17 protein-coding genes and 1 pseudogene are annotated in these 17,350 nt (G+C 65.4%); 8 read left to right on the forward strand and 10 right to left on the reverse strand.

All coding sequences use genetic code 11. The features are described from left to right. Positions 1-3: 3 nt before the first annotated feature. Entirely contained in the window at positions 4-909 is a 906-nt protein-coding gene (gene thpD / locus OH799_RS04665; RefSeq protein WP_406276123.1) for an ectoine hydroxylase, read from the forward strand. Between the two features lie 119 nt (positions 910-1,028). On the opposite strand, the gene erm is transcribed toward thpD, so the two are convergent. The 3 genes from erm to OH799_RS04680 form a co-directional block, all read right to left on the reverse strand. Continuing rightward, complete coding sequence (gene erm, locus OH799_RS04670; protein WP_406276125.1) at positions 1,029-1,841, reverse strand: 23S ribosomal RNA methyltransferase Erm; 813 nt, start codon at positions 1,839-1,841, stop codon at positions 1,029-1,031. A gap of 485 nt (positions 1,842-2,326) precedes the next feature. Further along, positions 2,327-3,502, reverse strand: coding sequence for a hypothetical protein (locus OH799_RS04675; protein ID WP_406276127.1), 1,176 nt, complete (start codon positions 3,500-3,502; stop codon positions 2,327-2,329). A 406-nt stretch (positions 3,503-3,908) separates the two neighbouring features. Continuing rightward, on the reverse strand, positions 3,909-6,164 hold the full coding sequence (locus OH799_RS04680) for a serine/threonine-protein kinase (protein ID WP_406276129.1): 2,256 nt from the start codon (positions 6,162-6,164) through the stop codon (positions 3,909-3,911). Positions 6,165-6,333: 169 nt separating this feature from the next. On the opposite strand from OH799_RS04680, the gene OH799_RS04685 reads away from it, so the two are divergent. Both OH799_RS04685 and OH799_RS04690 read left to right on the forward strand, forming a co-directional pair. Beyond that, on the forward strand, positions 6,334-7,416 hold the full coding sequence (locus OH799_RS04685; protein WP_406276131.1) for a dihydrodipicolinate reductase: 1,083 nt from the start codon (positions 6,334-6,336) through the stop codon (positions 7,414-7,416). Beyond that, the gene (locus OH799_RS04690) at positions 7,413-7,904 is read left to right on the forward strand and encodes a carboxymuconolactone decarboxylase family protein (RefSeq protein WP_406276133.1); all 492 of its coding nucleotides are present in this window, start codon (positions 7,413-7,415) and stop codon (positions 7,902-7,904) included. Before OH799_RS04685 ends, OH799_RS04690 begins: the two co-directional genes overlap by 4 nt. A gap of 26 nt (positions 7,905-7,930) precedes the next feature. On the opposite strand, the gene OH799_RS04695 is transcribed toward OH799_RS04690, so the two are convergent. Continuing rightward, positions 7,931-8,542 (reverse strand): TetR/AcrR family transcriptional regulator, encoded by a 612-nt coding sequence (locus OH799_RS04695; protein ID WP_406276135.1) that lies wholly within the window; start codon positions 8,540-8,542, stop codon positions 7,931-7,933. Positions 8,543-8,632: 90 nt separating this feature from the next. On the opposite strand from OH799_RS04695, the gene OH799_RS04700 reads away from it, so the two are divergent. From OH799_RS04700 to OH799_RS04710, 3 genes and pseudogenes are all read left to right on the forward strand, one after another. Then, on the forward strand, positions 8,633-9,025 hold the full coding sequence (locus OH799_RS04700) for a nuclear transport factor 2 family protein (RefSeq protein WP_406276137.1): 393 nt from the start codon (positions 8,633-8,635) through the stop codon (positions 9,023-9,025). Next, positions 9,022-9,522 (forward strand): DUF3237 domain-containing protein, encoded by a 501-nt coding sequence (locus OH799_RS04705; RefSeq protein ID WP_406276139.1) that lies wholly within the window; start codon positions 9,022-9,024, stop codon positions 9,520-9,522. The genes OH799_RS04700 and OH799_RS04705 overlap by 4 nt, the downstream gene beginning before the upstream one ends. A 13-nt stretch (positions 9,523-9,535) precedes the next feature. Beyond that, positions 9,536-9,674 (forward strand): annotated as a pseudogene (locus OH799_RS04710) (Tn3 family transposase); the annotation flags it as partial. A gap of 2 nt (positions 9,675-9,676) precedes the next feature. On the opposite strand, the gene OH799_RS04715 reads toward OH799_RS04710, so the two are convergent. Further along, positions 9,677-9,844, reverse strand: a complete 168-nt coding sequence (locus OH799_RS04715) for a hypothetical protein (protein WP_406282943.1) — start codon at positions 9,842-9,844, stop codon at positions 9,677-9,679. Between the two features lie 347 nt (positions 9,845-10,191). On the opposite strand from OH799_RS04715, the gene OH799_RS04720 reads away from it, so the two are divergent. Next, complete coding sequence (locus tag OH799_RS04720) at positions 10,192-11,361, forward strand: type III polyketide synthase (protein ID WP_406276141.1); 1,170 nt, start codon at positions 10,192-10,194, stop codon at positions 11,359-11,361. A gap of 763 nt (positions 11,362-12,124) precedes the next feature. Here OH799_RS04720 and OH799_RS04725 read toward each other — a convergent pair. The 3 genes from OH799_RS04725 to OH799_RS04735 all read right to left on the reverse strand — a co-directional run bounded on the left by OH799_RS04725 (position 12,125) and on the right by OH799_RS04735 (position 14,522). Then, positions 12,125-13,129, reverse strand: a complete 1,005-nt coding sequence (locus tag OH799_RS04725) for a hypothetical protein (RefSeq protein WP_406276143.1) — start codon at positions 13,127-13,129, stop codon at positions 12,125-12,127. A gap of 192 nt (positions 13,130-13,321) precedes the next feature. Next, complete coding sequence (locus OH799_RS04730) at positions 13,322-14,047, reverse strand: hypothetical protein (protein WP_406276145.1); 726 nt, start codon at positions 14,045-14,047, stop codon at positions 13,322-13,324. Between the two features lie 109 nt (positions 14,048-14,156). Continuing rightward, complete coding sequence (locus tag OH799_RS04735) at positions 14,157-14,522, reverse strand: hypothetical protein (RefSeq protein ID WP_406276147.1); 366 nt, start codon at positions 14,520-14,522, stop codon at positions 14,157-14,159. Between the two features lie 312 nt (positions 14,523-14,834). Between OH799_RS04735 and OH799_RS04740 the strand changes: the two genes are divergently transcribed. Next, on the forward strand, positions 14,835-16,208 hold the full coding sequence (locus OH799_RS04740) for an FAD-dependent oxidoreductase (RefSeq protein ID WP_406276149.1): 1,374 nt from the start codon (positions 14,835-14,837) through the stop codon (positions 16,206-16,208). Here the strand turns inward: OH799_RS04740 and OH799_RS04745 are convergent. Beyond that, on the reverse strand, positions 16,205-16,609 hold the full coding sequence (locus tag OH799_RS04745) for an ankyrin repeat domain-containing protein (protein ID WP_406276151.1): 405 nt from the start codon (positions 16,607-16,609) through the stop codon (positions 16,205-16,207). The genes OH799_RS04740 and OH799_RS04745 overlap by 4 nt on opposite strands. Before the next feature lie 43 nt (positions 16,610-16,652). Beyond that, positions 16,653-17,282, reverse strand: coding sequence for a UdgX family uracil-DNA binding protein (locus tag OH799_RS04750; protein WP_406276153.1), 630 nt, complete (start codon positions 17,280-17,282; stop codon positions 16,653-16,655). Between the last annotated feature and the right edge of the window lie 68 nt (positions 17,283-17,350).

Consider the following 17,350-nt stretch of genomic DNA (forward strand, 5'->3'; position numbering starts at 1 on the left):
GTAATGGTTTTGCAGCACACCAATTCTCGACTCCAGACCGCTCGGTTCGATCGCTACCCGACTCGGCTCGGCGTGCCCGCCCCACATCTGGAGCGCGCCGACCCCGCGGTCTGGGGCACGGTAGACAGCAAGGAGTTGGCCGCGTTCGACACCGACGGCTTCGCCATCCTCGACGCGCTGCTGACGCCGGCTGAGGTGGCCGAGTTCAGCGCCGAGATCCACCGGCTCGCGGAGGATCCCGCGCTGCGCGACGACGACCGGCTCATCGTGGAGAAGTCGTCGAACCGGGTGCGCTCGATCTTCGAGGTGCACAAGCTCAGCTCCGCGGTCGCCGAGCTGGCGCGGGAGGAACGCGTCGTCGGGCTGGCCAGACAGGTACTGGGGTCGGAGGTGTATGTGCACCAGAGCCGGGTCAACTACATGCCCGGCTTCCGTGGCACGGGTTTCTACTGGCACTCGGATTTCGAGACCTGGCACGCCGAGGACGGCATGCCTGCGCCGCGCGCGGTGAGCCTGTCGATCGCGCTGACCGACAACTATCCGATCAACGGCAGCCTGATGGTGATGCCTGGCTCGCACCGCACCTTCGTGCCCTGCCTCGGCAGTACCCCGGCCGAGCACTATCGGGAGTCGTTGCAGGAGCAGGAGATCGGCGTGCCGACGACCGAGGACATCACCTCGCTCGCGAAGCAGTACGGGATCAGCCAGTTCACCGGCAGGGCTGGATCGGCACTGCTGTTCGACTCCAATCTGATGCATGGGTCGTCGAACAACATCACGCCGTTCCCGCGCGCGAACATTTTCCTGGTGTTCAACAGTGTGGAGAACACCCTCGTGGAGCCGTTCGCCGCGCCGGCCCCGCGGCCCGCATACATCGGCAGCCGCGACTTCACGCCACTCTCGGCGTGACGTGACCGTCCCGGTGTCGCCCGCCCGGCAGGAGCGGGGCCGTGCACCGGGACGATTCGATTGGCGACGCCGGTATCGACAGTGCCGTGGTTCGCGACTGGTCGGCGGGCTGCTTCCGGTCATGCACGCAATGCGCGGTATAGGGTAGTCCAGCGATCTGGAGAGACCAGGCCGACCGGCTGGTCGTGCGGAATCCCGGCCGCCGCGCAGGCTGCGCGCACGGCGGAGGTGAGGAACTCCCGACGCAGCGACGCCGCCAGGGAGCCGCCGACTCCGGAGAATCCCAGCGCGACCACCCTGCGGTAGTCACCGATCAGCTCGCGCGGAAGCAGGGGATCGGGGCGTCTGCGCAGGCGCAGAATCGCCGTGTCCACCCGCGGCACCGGATGGAAGCTGTGCCTGCCGATCCGCGCGCCCAATTCGACCGCCACAGTGGGCCAGTGGCCGATGGTGAGTTTGGTCCATCGCCCGTAGTCGCCGGAATGCTTGCGCGCGAACTCCACCTGGGTGAGCAGGGTCGCGGCGGTGAGGTGCCGGGCGGTGAGGCACCAGCGCACGATGTCGGTCGTGATGGCGAACGGCACGTTGGCTACGACGGCAAACGGTTCCCTCGGTGCGCGGACCGTGCGAAAATCCTGGTGGAACAGACGTATTCGTGGATTATTCGCATATCTTCTGCTCAGCAGGGTTACGTAGTGCGGGTCCTTCTCGTAGGCGAGGATCCGGCCTGCCACACCCAGTAGCTGCCTGGTCAGCATGCCGTCGCCGGGGCCGATCTCCAGCACGAGGTCTTCGGTGGTGACGCCGGACGCGTGCACGATCAGATGTGCGGCGCGCGCATCGGTGAGGAAGTTCTGGGACAGCCGCTTTCGCGTGCTCGTAGTGCGGACATGGCTGTCGCGGGCACGCGAAACGGAATGGTGGCGGGACATGAGTGTCCTCCGAACGGAGTGGTCGAATCAGGAAAGTTGATTCGCCCGGACCTACTCCAGGGCACAACGGGTCAGACGGCCGCTATCGGCCGCCTGCGCGGATTTCGATCAGCCGGATCAGGAAATCGAAGCGATACGGTGCGCCGGCAGAGCCCGGGCCTCCGTACGCAGTCGGATGAAGTATGCGCCGACCGCGCACGCCCCGTTCACACCTGAACTGCCACCCATATTCCGAAACGTACAAGATGCCCCCATCCCCTGGCGAATTGTTTTTCGCCCCACGCCACCGGCCGCCGACAGCCCGTGTTGATCTGACACGCGATGGCAGGGTGGCCGAACCCGTCGCGGCTAGGTTCGAGACCGAGAGCGCGCGCACCCTGACGTTGCGCGTGCCCGCTGGCCAAGGTACGCAGAGTCAGTACGTCGATTCGTGGTCGTCCCCAGCGATCGAATCGGTTCGGCCCACATCGGAATTGGGGCGGGAATCAGCCGGATGTCGGCTGTCCGACCACGTCGACGGCTTGCCCCTTGGCCGCGAAGCTCCGCCAGGCCACGGCCTCGTCGTGGTTGCCCTGCTGGTCGAGCAGTTCGGCGAGTCCGGCCATCGCACGAGGCTCACGGCGGTCGGCGGCGGCGCGCCACCAGTGTTCGGCCCCGACCGGATCACCACGCCGGTATCGGACCATGCCGAGCTCGTAGGCGGCGACCGCATGCCCGGCCTCGGCGGCTTGTGTCCAGAGCCCGCACGCCTGTTCCTCCTCGCCGCGGCTCTGCATTGCGACGCCCAGGTCGTAAAGGGCGCTTCGATAGCCAGGGTCGCCCGACTGTTCCGAGTCGGCCTCGGGCCGAGGGATATCGGCGGCGTACTTTTCGCTGGACCGAGGCCTCGAGGCCGGAGCGGTTCGGGTGTCGGAGACCTGCGGGGTCGGCGCAGGGCGCTGGGTATCCGTGGCGGGCTGCGCAGTTCGTGACGACTGCGTGTTCGTGAAGAGTGTGCCGGCCCGTCGGGCGGAGGTGTCTTGCGCCGCTTGCCCGTTCAAAGCTGGATCGCCGTTCGTGGACGATAGCGGGTTGGAAGGAGGTCGGCCGGTGGGCGAGGAGGGTGCGTTTGGCGGCGGGCCCACGTCGATACGGGAAACGGGCATCGTCGGTGCGGTGGGCGGACCGGCCGAGGAAGGGGACTGACTGGAGGGCGTGCCCGTGGCGATCGGTGTCGTGGCGGGCGCGCTCGGGATCGATTCGTTCGGTGTGACAACCGCGGGAGCGGTATGCACCTCCACGACGAGGTTCGCGAAGTTCGGCGGTCCCTCCCCGATGCTGCACCACAGGACGATTCGACCGTCGGGCTGGTGCTCGATCACGATGCCGTAGTTGCCGACCCAGGACTTCTGGGTCCCGAATTCGTCCACCCATACGGGGGTGAGTGTCACCAGCGTGCCCGGCGCCGTCGGCGTCACGTCGAAGCTGACGCCCGCAGCGAGTGCATCGCTCCATGCGTCGACCCCGGCGAGCGAGCGTCCGTGCAGATCCACGTAGCCCTCGACAACGGACAGGCCCATTCCCAACCCGCGCAGTCCGGCGGGCGGTGCTGCGGACAGCAACGTCACGGTGACGGTAGTGGGCGCGGGCCCCACCTGCTCGGTGTACATGGGGTAAACCATGCTGCCGTGCCAGACGATGGGTTCGGCGCTCTGATAACGGCCGGCGAGGGGTAACTCTTCGGACGAGTTCCGCGCAGCCCACGATGAATATGGCTTGTTCATTGTCGTGCCTGCCCGCCTCTCGCTCGATCCGTGCCTGGCCCCCTGCGCTGTGGTGTGGGATATACCGTACTAGCCGCGCATTACGACTGTGCCTCAATCCTGGACGTCCCGTTACGTCACGACGGGACATCGATAGCGAGCAGTTCACCGGCGGTTTCCCCGCCAACGGTGAGGGATTCAAGGCCTGCGTCAGCCGCCGCTCCTCCCAACGGAAGTGGGATTCCAGAATCGCGGTCAAGCCGCACCCTCCACCTGGCATCGTCACGCGACGCCTCCTCGACCCTGCCCGCCGAACCCCCGGCGATCAAGCCCCGCGTGCGGCGATGCGTTCCAGCGCGGCGAGGTCCTTTTCGAGTATCCGGAACAGCCAATACACGCCGACGAAAGCCAGTGCACTGCCGATGCAGAGTAGCCGCAGCGTCACGATGACGGCGGCAATGTCCTGTGGCGGAATGAAGGTCGCGCCCGCGACGCCCAGCAGTGGCACCGCTGCGGCGGCGGCCAGGAAGTACGTGCTGCGTACCTCGAGTTGCCGCAGGCGGTGTGCATCCTGGGCGCCGAGTCCGCCGTGCGGGATGAACATGGGATACAGCGACCGCACCGCGTAGAAGTTGACCAGGAAGTAGGGATAGGCCATCGCAACGCCACACACGATTTGAGTGATGAAGAAGTAAACGTAGGACTCGCCGGCGATATTGTTGCCGGTAGCCTCCATTATCACGGGGACCACCACGCCTGTGATCGCCCACAACGCACAGCAGGTCAACACGGTGCGTTTGCCGAGCCGTAGCGTTCCAGTCCTGGCTCGGGCGAGTGTTTCCGCGTCATAGGACCGGCCCCTGCGCAGGCCACGGGCGATCGACCAAAGTCTGGCGACCAGTATGTTGATGACGACGAAGCCGATCAGAAAGCCGACCCCATAGGTTGCGAGCGTGATCTGCTCGAAGCGGTGTTGGGCCTGAACGTCGAGTTTGTCGATGATCAAACTGCGATTGTGGTTGTAGTTGTAGAGGATCGCGAGCGCATTCGGTATGGCGATGGCCAGCGCCATGATCGGGTGCATCAGCATCCGGGCGCGCAGGCGCCAGCTTGTCGGCGGCGGGTCGACGAGGTCGCGGGCGCGGGCGTCGAGGCAGACTTGCAGCTGCTGGGCCATGTCGGCACCTCGCGACCAGCGGTTTTCTGGTTCGGGCTCGAGCGCCCGAACGAGGGCGCGCTGCAACGCCTCTGGGCAATCCGGGGGGAGATCCGCATAGGGCAGCGCCTGAGAGCTACGAGGTCGGCGGCGCTTCAACATTCCTTCCAGGGTGGCACGGTCACCGCCGGTCACGGCATCGTCGTCGAACGGCTTGCGTCCGGTGAGCAATTCCCACAGCACGACGGCCAGGGCGTAGAGATCACTGCGAGTATCAAGATCCTGGGCCGTAATCGGCAGGTCGGGGTGCAGCGCGGCGAGCTGCTCTGGTGACATGTACGCCAGCGAACCGCCGAAGTAGGCGACGGGGTTGTCGCCGGAGACGTTGCCGCTGAAACTGATGTTGAAGTCGGCCAGCTTAGGGACGCCATCTGCGGTGAGCAGGACATTGGCCGGTTTGACGTCGCGGTGCAGCACGCCAGCGTTGCCTGCGTAGTCGAGCGCCTCGGCGAGCCGGCGCCCGAGCCACGCGACGGTCTCTGGCCAGGACAACTCGGCCAGCTCCGCCCGCTGTGGCGAGTCGGTGGGCTGGATCTCGCCCTTCGCGGCAAGCACTTGGTCGATCACCTCGAGCAGCATCGTGCCACTGCGCTGAGCATGTGGCGTCGCACGGACGCGCTGGAGCACAGTGAACAACGTGCCACCAGGCACGTACTGCATGTAGAGCAGGCGCAACTTCCGGCTCTCCAGCACCCGCTGGTCGAAGACCCGCACGATATAATCGTGGTCGAGCTGGGCCAGCGTCTGTGGCTCAGTGCCCCTGTCGCGGGAGATCTTCACCGCGACCAACCGCTGCATCGACCGTTGCCTGGCCAAGAAGACCCGGGCGAAGCTGCCTCGTCCGAGACCGGTCATCAGGTCGAAGTCGTCGATCTTCTGTCCGACGGCGAGGTCATCGAGGTTCGTCGGCTCGGCCGGGGCCGTCATCACCGTGCTGTGGTAGTCGTCGGTGGTGAGCATCTCCGAGAGCTCGTCGCCCTGTTCGGGGTAGGCCGCGGTGTACTCGGCGACCGCCACCGAGCCACCCGCCTGCTTGCGGACGTGGAATTCCTCGTAGATCAGATCCGGCGGCAGCGGCCAGGTACGCAATTCCGGCAGTTCCTCGACGTAATCGGCCAGCCGCTTCGGCGCTTTGCCGAGCCCCCACCGGTTGGCCAGGTCCACCTTGATCAATTCGATCAGCGACACGCGGCGGATCGCGGGGGAATCCGGGAGGTAGGCGGCCAGCTTCGGCGGTGTAGCCGCCGTGCGCCACGCGTCGGCAAAGCGCTCCACTACGTCAGCGACCCGGGTGACCCGCGATTTTCCCGGCGGGCGGTCGGATTCGGCCGCCGCCTCCGGACCTGGCGGGGCGGGGCACGCCATAACGTCATCGTATCGCTGCCGCCAGGCCGAGACCGACGGTGGGCCACGGAAATCTCAGTCCGGCGGCGCCATATGGTCGGGCAGCGTAGTGATCGCCGCGACAGGCGGAAGCGCGTTCGGTTGCGATGGAAGCGCATACAGCCGACCAAGCGCTTGCTACGCTCGGCGAATGATCTCCACAGTGGTCTGGGGCACCGGCAATATCGGCCGGGCGGCCATCCGCGCCGTCGAGTCCCACCCGGCGCTGCGGCTGACGGGCGTGCTCGTCCACAACCCTGACAAGGTCGGCCGCGATGCGGGCGAGCTCGGCGGAGTCGACTATGCACTCGGTGTCGCGGCGAGCGACGACATCGACGGTGCACTCGCCGCGGCGCCGGACGCCGTGGTCTACGCGGCATCCGGCGATATCCGCCCCGACGACGCATTCGCCGACATCGTGCGCGCACTCCGCGCGGGCGCGGTAGTCGTCACGCCCGCGCTCTACGCACTTTACGACCCGCGCAATGCCCCGGCTGAGGTACGCGAGCCGGTGCTGGCCGCCATCGCCGCAGGCGGCGGGTCGCTATTCGTCTCCGGCGTCGACCCCGGGTGGGGCAACGACGTCCTGCCGGCACTGGTCAGCGGGCTCGGCAGCAGGGTCGAGGTGATCCGCTGCCAAGAGATCTTCGACTACTCCAGCTATGACCAACCGGACTCGGTGCGCTACCTGGTCGGTATGGGGCAGCCGATGGACTATCAGCCGCCGATGCTGGCGCCGTCGGTGCCGAGCATGGTGTGGGGCGGGCAGATTCGGCTCATGGCGCGGTCGCTGGGTGTCGAACTCGAAGAGATCCGCGAGACGCTGGACCGGCGCGCGCTGGACAGCGCTGTCGCCACCGCGTCCATGGGGGAGTTCGAGGCGGGCACCCAAGGGGCCGTGCGGTTCGAGGTTCAGGGCATTGTGGAAGGGGAGCCACGCCTCGTCATCGAACACGTCACCCGCATTCATCCGGCCTGCGCCCCCGACTGGCCCTCGCCCGCGGACGGCGGCGCGGGCGCGCACCGCGTGATCATCGAGGGCCGCCCACGCATCGAAGTGACCGTCGAGGCCACCGACGAGGACGGCAACCGGTCCGCGGGTGGAAATGCCACGGCCGTCGGCCGTTTGGTGAACGCAATCGACTGGCTGGTAGCCGCCGAACCCGGACTTTACGACGCGCTGGACATCCCACTGCGCCCCGCGGTCGGCAAACTCGGAAGGACTCACACATGATCATCGACGTTCCGGAGGGGAAGGATCCGATCGGCTACGTCTGGGGTGAAATGGTTCCCGGCATCGGCATCGCCGCCTCCAACTTCTCGTTGGCGGTGTACTCGCACAGCACCCTGGGACTGCGCGAATTCGAAGCGGCGCGGCTGCGCATTGCCCAGATCAACGGTTGCCTCTTCTGCCAGGACTGGCGCACCGAGCGTGACGGGAAGAAGGTCGAGCCCGAATTCGCCGACGCTGTCTGCAACTGGCGCACCACCGACGCCTTCGACGAACGTACCCGCCTTGCCGCCGAATACGCCGAGCGCTACGCCACCGATCACCACAAAATCGACGACGAGTTCTGGGCCCGGATGTTCGCCTACTACAGCCAGGTCGAACTGGTCGAGCTCAGCATGAGCATCGGCTCCTGGCTGGCCTTCGGCCGTCTCAACCGCGTTCTCGGCCTGGACGCGGTCTGTGTGCTGCCCAGCCATCTCTCCGGCCAGTAGGGGTAGCCGACCACTGGCAGGGACCGCTATTCAAGTAGTCGGTATTCGGTCGTTTGCTGCTCGACCGCCAATAGGCGATTGACCGCGTTACGGGCGCGGGTCAGGGCGTCCTTGCGGCGGAGAAGCTGGCGATCGTGATTCGCCTGAAGCACCATGGCGTGCAGTTCGAAGACGAGCTGCTCGACGTCCGTGTCTGAGGGAAGCTCGCGCAGGCGCAGGGCAAGTTCGACGTCGCGTTGAAGCAGGGTGTCGGCCCGGGCGACGGCGTCGGCTACCGCGTCTCGGACGGGTCCCGATCGACCGTCGAGTTCACTTGCGGCAGCGACGAAAAGGCATCCGCCCTCGAATGTCTCCAGGTAGTCGATCCATAACGACATCAGCGCACGCAGATGCGCGAGCCCGGCGGGCTCCCGCTCGGCAGGTAGCAGAACATCGCGCTCGAAGACCTGCGATGCCGCCGCGACGATCGAAAGTTGGAGTTCCTGCTTGGTGCCGAAGAGGGCCTGGATGCCGCTTTTGCTGGTGCGCAGAGCATCCGCCAGGCGTCCGAGCGTCAGACCCTCGATGCCTTCGACCGATGCGATGTGCATCGCGCGATCGACGATCGCGCCGCGGCGTGCGTCACCTATACGAGTCATGTATACGATCGTACCGAACTATACGGCCATACGTATTGACACGTACGATCGTATCCCTTAGTTTAGGTGGATCCGGCCTGAGGAGTTTCAATGACAACACTGGATCTTTTGGCGATCGCGAAGCGATATTTCGCCGCTTGGGAGGTGCACGACACCGATGCGATCGTTGCTCTGCACACCCCACGCTCGCAGTTCCAGGCTCATGGTCGTGGTGCCGCGGTCCATGGCCGCGAGGCTCTCCGTCGTGAGTTCGCACAGGTCTTCGAGCTCTACCCGGGCTTCGGCTTCGAGGAGCGGCGTGTGCTTTTCGGGAGCGGCCATTGGGTTCTGGACTGGACACTGACGTTCCAGCGGCCTGGCGAAGATCGTCGGGGCGTTCACTGCCTCGACGTCGTCGAGGTGGCGTCCGACGGTCTCGTCGCGCGCAAGGACACGTTCTTCGACTTCGCCGAGCTGAAGGCCGCGTTCGGGGGTGCTGCATGACCACAGTCGACAAGACCACGCCAATATTCGATCGGGCGTTGCTCGATGCGTTGCCGGTCGAGCATCTCTGCGATCTCAGCATCGATCTGGAGCCAGCCCAGATGATCTCGACCCCGCTCGGTACCCGTATGACTTTCGTGACCAAGGGCGGTCGCTTCCACGGGCCCGGCTTCCGGGGCGAAATGCTGCCTGGGGGCGGTGACTGGGTGTGGTTGGGAGCCGACGGGATCAGTCGTATGGACGTTCGCGCGACCCTGCGCACCGACGACGGTGTGCTCATCCACTATGAGTCGAACGGAGTGCTCCGATTCCCGCCCGATGGTCGTCAGCGTCTGGCCGACGGGCAGCGGCTGTCGGTCGACGAGAGCTACGTGCGACCAACACCAAGGTTCGAGACCTCCGACGAGCGCTACTCGTGGCTGTGCGGTCTGGTCGTGGTCGGCTACGGCGAATACGGTCAAGGCCGCATCGACCACCGGATGTATCGGATTCTGTAGCAGCACTCGGCCCACATACGGCACCAAGGTCATCGTCGCCACCCGCCGCGAAAGCCCACTACGTGCTCGACGAAATCCTCGGCAACATAACCGATCTGCCGATCACCGAACACGCCACCGACACCCACGGAGTCACCCTGGTCAATTTTGGTCGTCAGTCCAGCAGTGGGCGGACCTCGGTGCCCGCGAAGCGAATGAATCCCACCGGATCCGGATCGTCGACGGTGGGTTCGAGGACGACAGTATACGCTCCGGCGTCGAACCAGCGCCGGACCGTGGCCGCGATGGTGGCGGCGTCGCCTGCGACACCGCTATCGGGCATCTACTCGCCGCTCTTGGTCCGCCGCGCCGCCTCGATACGCTCGGCGGTACCATCTCCGGTCGCGGCGAGCAGATAGACGATGAGGGGGTGCCAGTCTGTCTGCCCCGCCTTCGTGCGGCCCTCGTCGATCAGTCGCCGGGCGGTCCGTATTCCGTCAGGTGAGGTGCGGGAGGTGAGGATCGTCGACTACGCCGCAAGGCTTGAACCGAGAGCGCTTGCCAGCCGGCATAGGCGTCGAGATTGGACGCAGGGTGGGGGATCCGCACCCCTGGGGTGTCTATTTGCCGGGCGTTTGCTCTTCGACGATTGGAGTACGCATCCCCAATCGCTCAAGGAGAACGGGCTCTATGTCAATCGCTCTCGACCAGGAACTTCTCACCAGCACGGCTGTGCACGCGTGCGCACACACAACTCCGTCGTCACCGCGGACGACCGTACCCGTCATCGAAGCAATCACGACCGGTGCGCCCAGCCAGGTCATCCACCAATCCGTCGCAGCCGACTGGATAGCTGAGCAATTCACCGATCCGGAGCAGCAAACCCGGATCAGACGCATCTTCCGCAAGACCATGATCGACACCCGGCGATTCGCAGTCGACCCGCTAGATCCTCGACGTCATGCGACCAGCGGCAAACCAGCGACGATCCAGGATCGCATGCACCTGTTCTACCGCCACGCCGTTCCACTGGCGGTCGATGTGGCGCGGCGCGCGCTCGACGGTGTCGACCCGGCCGACCTCGGACTTCTCGTGTTCGCCACGAGTACCGGCGTCATCGCGCCCGGCGTTGATGTCGCAGTCGTCGAAGACCTCGGGCTGCCTCGGTCGGTCGCTCGCCTGGTGGTCAACTTCATGGGCTGCGCGGCCGCGATGAACGGAATTCGCACTGCCTCGGACTTCGTGCGGGCCAACCCGGACAAGAAGGCGATGGTCCTGTGCATCGAGCTCAACTCGGTGCATGCCGTCCCTGTTGAAGACGTCGACGACGCGGTGAGCCACAGCCTGTTCGGAGACGGCTGCGGCGCGGTCGTCATCGGGGCAAACCGAGTCGCAGAGCAGGCCGAAGCCGGGAGGATCGTCATCCGGGACACCTTCACCCACCTGTTCGAGGGCACCGAGGACGGCATCGCGGTCGGCGTCAACCCCACCGCCATCACGTGCGAGCTGTCTGAGAACGTACCTCAGTACATCTACAACGGCGTTGCTCCCGTCGTCGGCGACGTTCTGCGGCGCAATGGATTGCGACAGCCAGACATCGATGAGTGGGCAATCCACCCGGGCGGGCCGAAGATCTTGCTCGAATCCGCGCGATCGCTCGGCCTCCCGCCGGAAGCCTCGTCGACGAGCTGGAACGTTCTTGGTGAGTACGGAAACATGTCGAGCGTCTCACTCATCTTCGTGCTCGAACGGATCGCCAGCCAGGCAGGGGCGAATAAGTCGATCTCGACGGGCGTCGCGTTCTCGTTCGCGCCAGGAATCACGATCGAGGGATTCGTCTTCGACGTCGTTCGCCGATGATGAGGCTGTCTCGGCCATCCGGTCCAGACGAGCGTTGGCTGCGTCCATGGATACGGACGGTGCTTGTCCACTGATTCGGGCGGCAGTGGAGGCTGGTTTCAAGATCGAGTGTCCGTGGATTTCGATGGCATGCTTGGATGGCCGTGGTCGCTGATCAGGTGACCGGGAGGCCCGCTCCGGCCTCCTTCGTATGGCGTGTCAGGGATCCTTGCCGGCACATCGTGAATCACTGCGCCGATGTTCTGGTCCGGCAGCTGGCGCCTCCAAACGCCAAGGGGTAGTTCGCACAGAACGTGGGGCGCTGTGTCTACAACGGATCCGCGCTGACTAGGCCCGAACACTGGTTGGCCGTTGACAGCGATCACGACGTGAAAGTTACCGGCAGTCAGGAGCGAGAATCGGTGCCCGTTGGGTTCCCGGTAGTAATCGTGGAGAAGACAACGGATTTGGACGTCGCTGCTGGCCCGTTCGGTATGTCCCTGAGTACTGCGGTCAGATGTGTCACCAACCCCGCCGCTTGACGTTGCCGCGTACACGGCATGCGTCACAGGTTCGACCTAGGGAAACGTGCAGCCGTCGAAGGTGTCTCGCGAACGAAGGTCTCCGGACACCGTCTTGGCGCGGACTCGCATCTGACGCAACGTTCTAGGATCTGACGCGGGACTCTATCGACTGCCAATGAACATGCCCCCTGATCAGGGCGTATGCTGAACATCCTGGGATTTTCGGCGAGTTCTACCGCAACCCGTGTAGCGGCGGTTGATCAACAGTCGATCTCGTATCGATACCACTGCCGGGGATTGCCGTCCTCGTGCAACCAGAGATTCGCGTCGCGCCCGATCTTTCCCCGCGCCCAGCCTGCCGGTGGCCGGCCGCCGGGCAGAGCCAGGATTTCCGTGCCGGTCTCGGTCACCACCCCATCCTGGCCGCGGGCTTTGCGGATCGTCCAAACCGGCGTGTCGTTGCGGCGGTATTGATCCAGAAAGGCGAGTGCGGAATCCGATACCGCCAGGCCGGAGCATCCCGTAATTGGATTTGGTGTGATCGACCGAACCCCGCTCGCATCGACCTCGACTAGTAGGAATTTGGTGTAGGGGCAGGCGTGGACCAGCGCCTGGCCGACGTTGAGCGCGTAGCAGTCACACCACTCGACCACGTTGCCGGTGTCGTTGTAGGCGAACCAGGGGGTGCCGTCAGGGTCGTTCCAGCGGGCTAGCCCGACCATGAAGCTGACTGACCACGTGCCATCCGGCATGGCGCATCGGTAGGTGGCTTCGTCGAAGTAGCTGATCCAGATCTTGCCGCCGGGATCGGTCAACAACTGCCCGATACCGTCTCCAGCATAGAAAGCCCCCGCTCGCGTGCCGTCGCCATCGAAGGCAACGATGTTGCGGGTCAGATTGGTTTCATGCGCCGGGGCAGATCGGTCGTGTGGCTGTTGGGTATTCGCGGCAGGGATACGTGCAGCGCCCAGAATGACGCCATCGCCTAAGGCATCGATTTTGGAGAACCATTGATCGAGGCCGTGGAGGGGGATCTGGTGCTCGTCGTCCCCGTCGCAGATGACGACGGTCGCGTCGAAAAGCGGTATCGGTGGCTCCCAAGGCCCACGGCGGCACCACGGCAAGATCGCCGCCCCATCCTGGGCAGGATCGACAAGCAAGGCTAGTAGCCGACCACGGTGGTCGATAGTAGAGGCGAGGACGTCGACTCGTGCGTAGCGCTCCGGCAGGGTTGCATGAAGCGCAAGGTTGCGACTATCGGCCATTGGCCTTTCCGGTTGTCATGTGTTCAATCATGGCACGTCCCACTACCGACTGCCGATGACCATGCCCTGATCAGGGCGTATGCCGAACATCGTTGGATTTTTCGCCGAGTTTCACCGCAACCCCAGTAGGCCCAGCCGCGCGAAACGTGCCGATGACGCAAAGGCCCACGGCACTACCCGGCATCGAATCCGTCAAGCCCGCAGTTTCGATACCCAGGCGGGCTGCCCGTCGACGAGGCCGAGCTCGAATTCCTCGGGCGCGTCGAGCACCGTGGTCAACTGTTGATGTGCCTGCTCGGCCGAGATGTCCGCGGGAAACCGGATGAAGTCGAGTGTAACGCCGGAAATTCGGGCTCGGAACTCGTACTCGAATTCGTACTGGGCGCAGTAGGTGAGTGCGATCCTGCCCTGCCAATCGATGTCATGCCTGCCGTCGGCGCGTCGGGTGAAGAACACTTCCTGGTCGGCGACCGAGTCGTGCCCGAGCAGATAGATGTTGAACGCGAGGTCTTCGACGTCGTCGAACTCGGCGAGGGGAAGGGGATCCACCGTCAGCCGTTGCGGCTGAGCCGCTTTCAGCAGAAACGGGCGGCCGGGCTCGGCGGCGCGAAAGCCGGTCCCCTCATCCTCGCCCCAGTACGTCGACGACAGTGTGCAGCGGTGATAGTTCTGCCAGACGATCCGCGACGTCCAGTCTTCGTGGTCCTCACCGTGGTCGGGCTCCCCTTCGGCGTCGTCGGGTGCCTGTTCGGCATCGTACTCCGTGGACTGCAGGTGCAGATCGAACCACAGGTCACCGGCCGGATCCAAGCGGCCGGTCCAGGCGAATTCCTCGATCGCATGCCCCTCGGGCCACGGATTTCCCGGGAACACAATCCTTCCGGTGGGTGAAATACGCGCCAGGTTGGTCCTTTCCATGCCGACGAACCCTAGTGGCCGGAACCGACAAATTCGAAATGCCGGTTCCCGGCCGTGCAGGTCGGTCAGACGATGACGCGCGCCTCGTCTTCCTGTTCGGGTGGCTCGTTCACGGTCCGCTTCGGCCGGTGAACCAGGTTCGCGCCGATATCAGCCACCTCCCGATCGCGACTACCACGCCGACCTGGGAGACAGACGCGTAATTCACAGTGCTTCCAGCGAACTCGCTGTTCCACGCATAGCGGCGGTCGTCGATGAGCAGGATGAACAGGAAGCTGATCAGCACGATCCAAATCAGCGCGACCACACCGACCGGCAGATACCACGCGCCGAGTTGCCTTGGGCCGGTGCGGTGTCGGGCACTGTGCAGTTGGCGTAGCAGAACTGGGATGCCGTACACGATATACAAACCAATGGTTGCGCTCGACGTGGCCGCCGCGTACGCGGTCGGCGCGCTCGCCGCGGGCACCAGCATCGACGCAATCAGCAGGACGAAGGTGAAAAACCGATGCCGTAACTGCCCAATCCGCGGTGAGAATGGAGACGATGGTGAAGCTGATGGCGAAATTCGAGAATCCCGACCACGATCTGGCCAGTTTTTGATAACGCTTTGCCAGAAGATCAGTGTGTAATACGCACGGGTGGTTCGCATGGCAACCAGAAATCCGCGAATGGCGGTGACACCGGAATCGGATAGCGCGACTACCACACGGTGAATGCGGGATGACCGGGTTCGTCACGCTGCCCCGGCACACGCCCGGTAGCTGTCCGTCGTAGCGTGAGGACTATGAGCGAGCGACTGGTGGTCATCGGCGGTGACGCGACGGGCATGTCGGCGGCCTCGCAGGCGCGCAGAATGAAAGATACGAGCGAGTTGGGGATCGTCGTCTTCGAACGCGGCCGGTTCACCTCGTTCTCCGCCTGCGGTATTCCATACTGGGTCGGCGGTGACGTAGCCGACCGGGACGCCCTGATCGCCCGCACACCCGAGGAACACCAAGCACGCGACATCGACCTGCGACTGCGTACCGAGGTGACCGAGATCGACGTCGACGGTTCCCGGGTCCGCTCCCGCGACCTGACGTCCGGTGGCGAGTCGTGGACGGCCTACGACCACCTCGTGATCGCCACCGGCGCCCGCCCGATCCGCCCGCCGCTGCCCGGCATCGACGCCGACGGCGTCCACGGTGTGCAGACCCTCGACGACGGCCAGGCGCTGATCGAGACCCTGGAGCGGGCCGAAGGCAACCGCGCCGTTGTGGTGGGTGCCGGCTACATCGGCGTCGAGATGGCGGAGGCGTTGATTCGGCGCGGCTACGACGTCACGATGGTCAACCGCGGCGCCGAGCCGATGTCCACCCTCGATCCGGACATGGGTGCCTTGGTTCGTGACGCGATGTGCGGATTGGGCATCAAGATCGTGTGCCATGCGGAAGTGACCGAAATTCGGACCGGGGACAACGGGCGGGTAGCCGCGGTAGTGACGGACACCGCTGAGTACCCCGCCGACGTCGTGGTGCTCGGCATCGGTGTCCGTCCGGAAACGGAGCTGGCCCGCGCGGCCGGTTTGCCGCTGGGCGAGCGCGGCGGCCTGCTCACGGATCTGGCCATGCGGGTGCGCGGCCGGACGAACGTCTGGGCGGGCGGCGATTGCGTCGAAGTGCTCGATTTGGTCTCCGGCCGCGAACGTCATATCCCGCTCGGTACCCACGCCAACAAGCACGGTCAGATCATCGGCGCGGGCATCGGCGGGGGATACGCGACCTTTCCCGGTGTGGTCGGCACCGCGGTCAGCAAGGTATGCGACCTGGAGGTGGCGCGAACAGGCTTGCGCGAAAAGGACGCTCGCGCCGCGGGCCTCCAATACGTGGCGGTGACCGTCGAATCCACCAGTCGTTCGGGCTATTACCCTGGTTCGGCGACAATGACGGTGAAGATGCTCGCCGAGCGCCACACCGGCCGCCTGCTCGGCGTGCAGATCGTGGGGCGCGAAGGTGCGGGCAAGCGCGTCGACATCGCCGCGGTCGCACTGACCGACGGGATGACCGTCGAGCAGATGACCACCTTGGACCTCGGCTACGCACCACCGTTCTCACCGGTGTGGGACCCGGTTCTGGTGGCGGCCCGCAAAGCGGTCACCGCTGTCCGGAAGCGGGGTTAGCGCCGCGCTGAGCCCCCGAACAGCTCGAGCAGCTCGGTCTTGCCGAACATGACGGCGGCGTCACGCGCCGACGGCGTGCCCGCGTCCGGGTCGGCGCCTGCCGCGGCGAGCTGCCGCACGATCTCCGTTTCGCCTTTGAAAACCGCCCCGGCCAATGGGGTTTGGCCCTTGCCGTTGGCGCGGTTCGGGTCGGCCGACCGCTCCAACAGCGTCGCGACGGCGGCGCCGTGACCGTGATACGTGGCGAGCATGAGCGGTGTGTCGCCCGCGTCGTTGGTGAGGTTCACCGGCACACCCGCGTCCACGAGGGCGGCCAGGCCCGCCGCGTCACCGCGTCGAGCGCAGTCGAAGACCTTCCCGGCCAGCTCGATCAGTTCCGGATCAATCTCGTCATCGGTCACGGGCCCATTCCTACCACGTGATCGTCTCCGTCGACTGGGATCTTCAGCGGGCAGCCGCGGACTTTCCCAGTTGCGCCCGGACGGTCCGCAGATCGGCGACGAATGCCTCGTACGCCGCGGCCCGGTCGGGGGCGCGCAATACCGACGACGGGTGCACCGTGGCGATTACCCGGTAGTCCGTGGCGTCAATGACCTGCCCGCGTCGCGTACTCACCTTGAACGATGCACCGAGTACCGCCTGCGCGGCTATCGCGCCAAGGCACACCACCAATCTCGGTCGCACCAGTCCGAGCTCGGCGGTCAGCCATGCAGAACAGGCGACCACTTCGGTCCGACCCGGCTGTTTGTGGATCCGCCGCTTGCCCCGCTCGACGAATTTGAAGTGCTTCACCGCGTTGGTGAGGTAGACCGCGTCGCGGTCGATATCGACCTCCGCCAGCGCCCGATCGAGTAATCGGCCCGCAGGACCGACGAAGGGCTGGCCCACCACGTCCTCCTGGTCGCCGGGCTGCTCGCCGATCAGTACCACGTCCGCGGTCTCCGGGCCCGCACCGAACACCGTCTGTGTGGCGTGCCGGTACAGATCGCACCCGCGACAGTCACAAGCTGCCCGCCGCAGCTGTGTCAGGTCCGCACCCTCGGGTACGAACTCCGTGGCGCCGGGCGTCTTCATTGCTCGGCCCCGTTCATTGCTCCGCCCTGCCCGCCGCTCCCCGCGCCTACCAGGGCTGCGTTCGCCGA

Source organism: Nocardia sp. NBC_00881, assembly GCF_045207455.1.
Taxonomy (GTDB): domain Bacteria; phylum Actinomycetota; class Actinomycetes; order Mycobacteriales; family Mycobacteriaceae; genus Nocardia.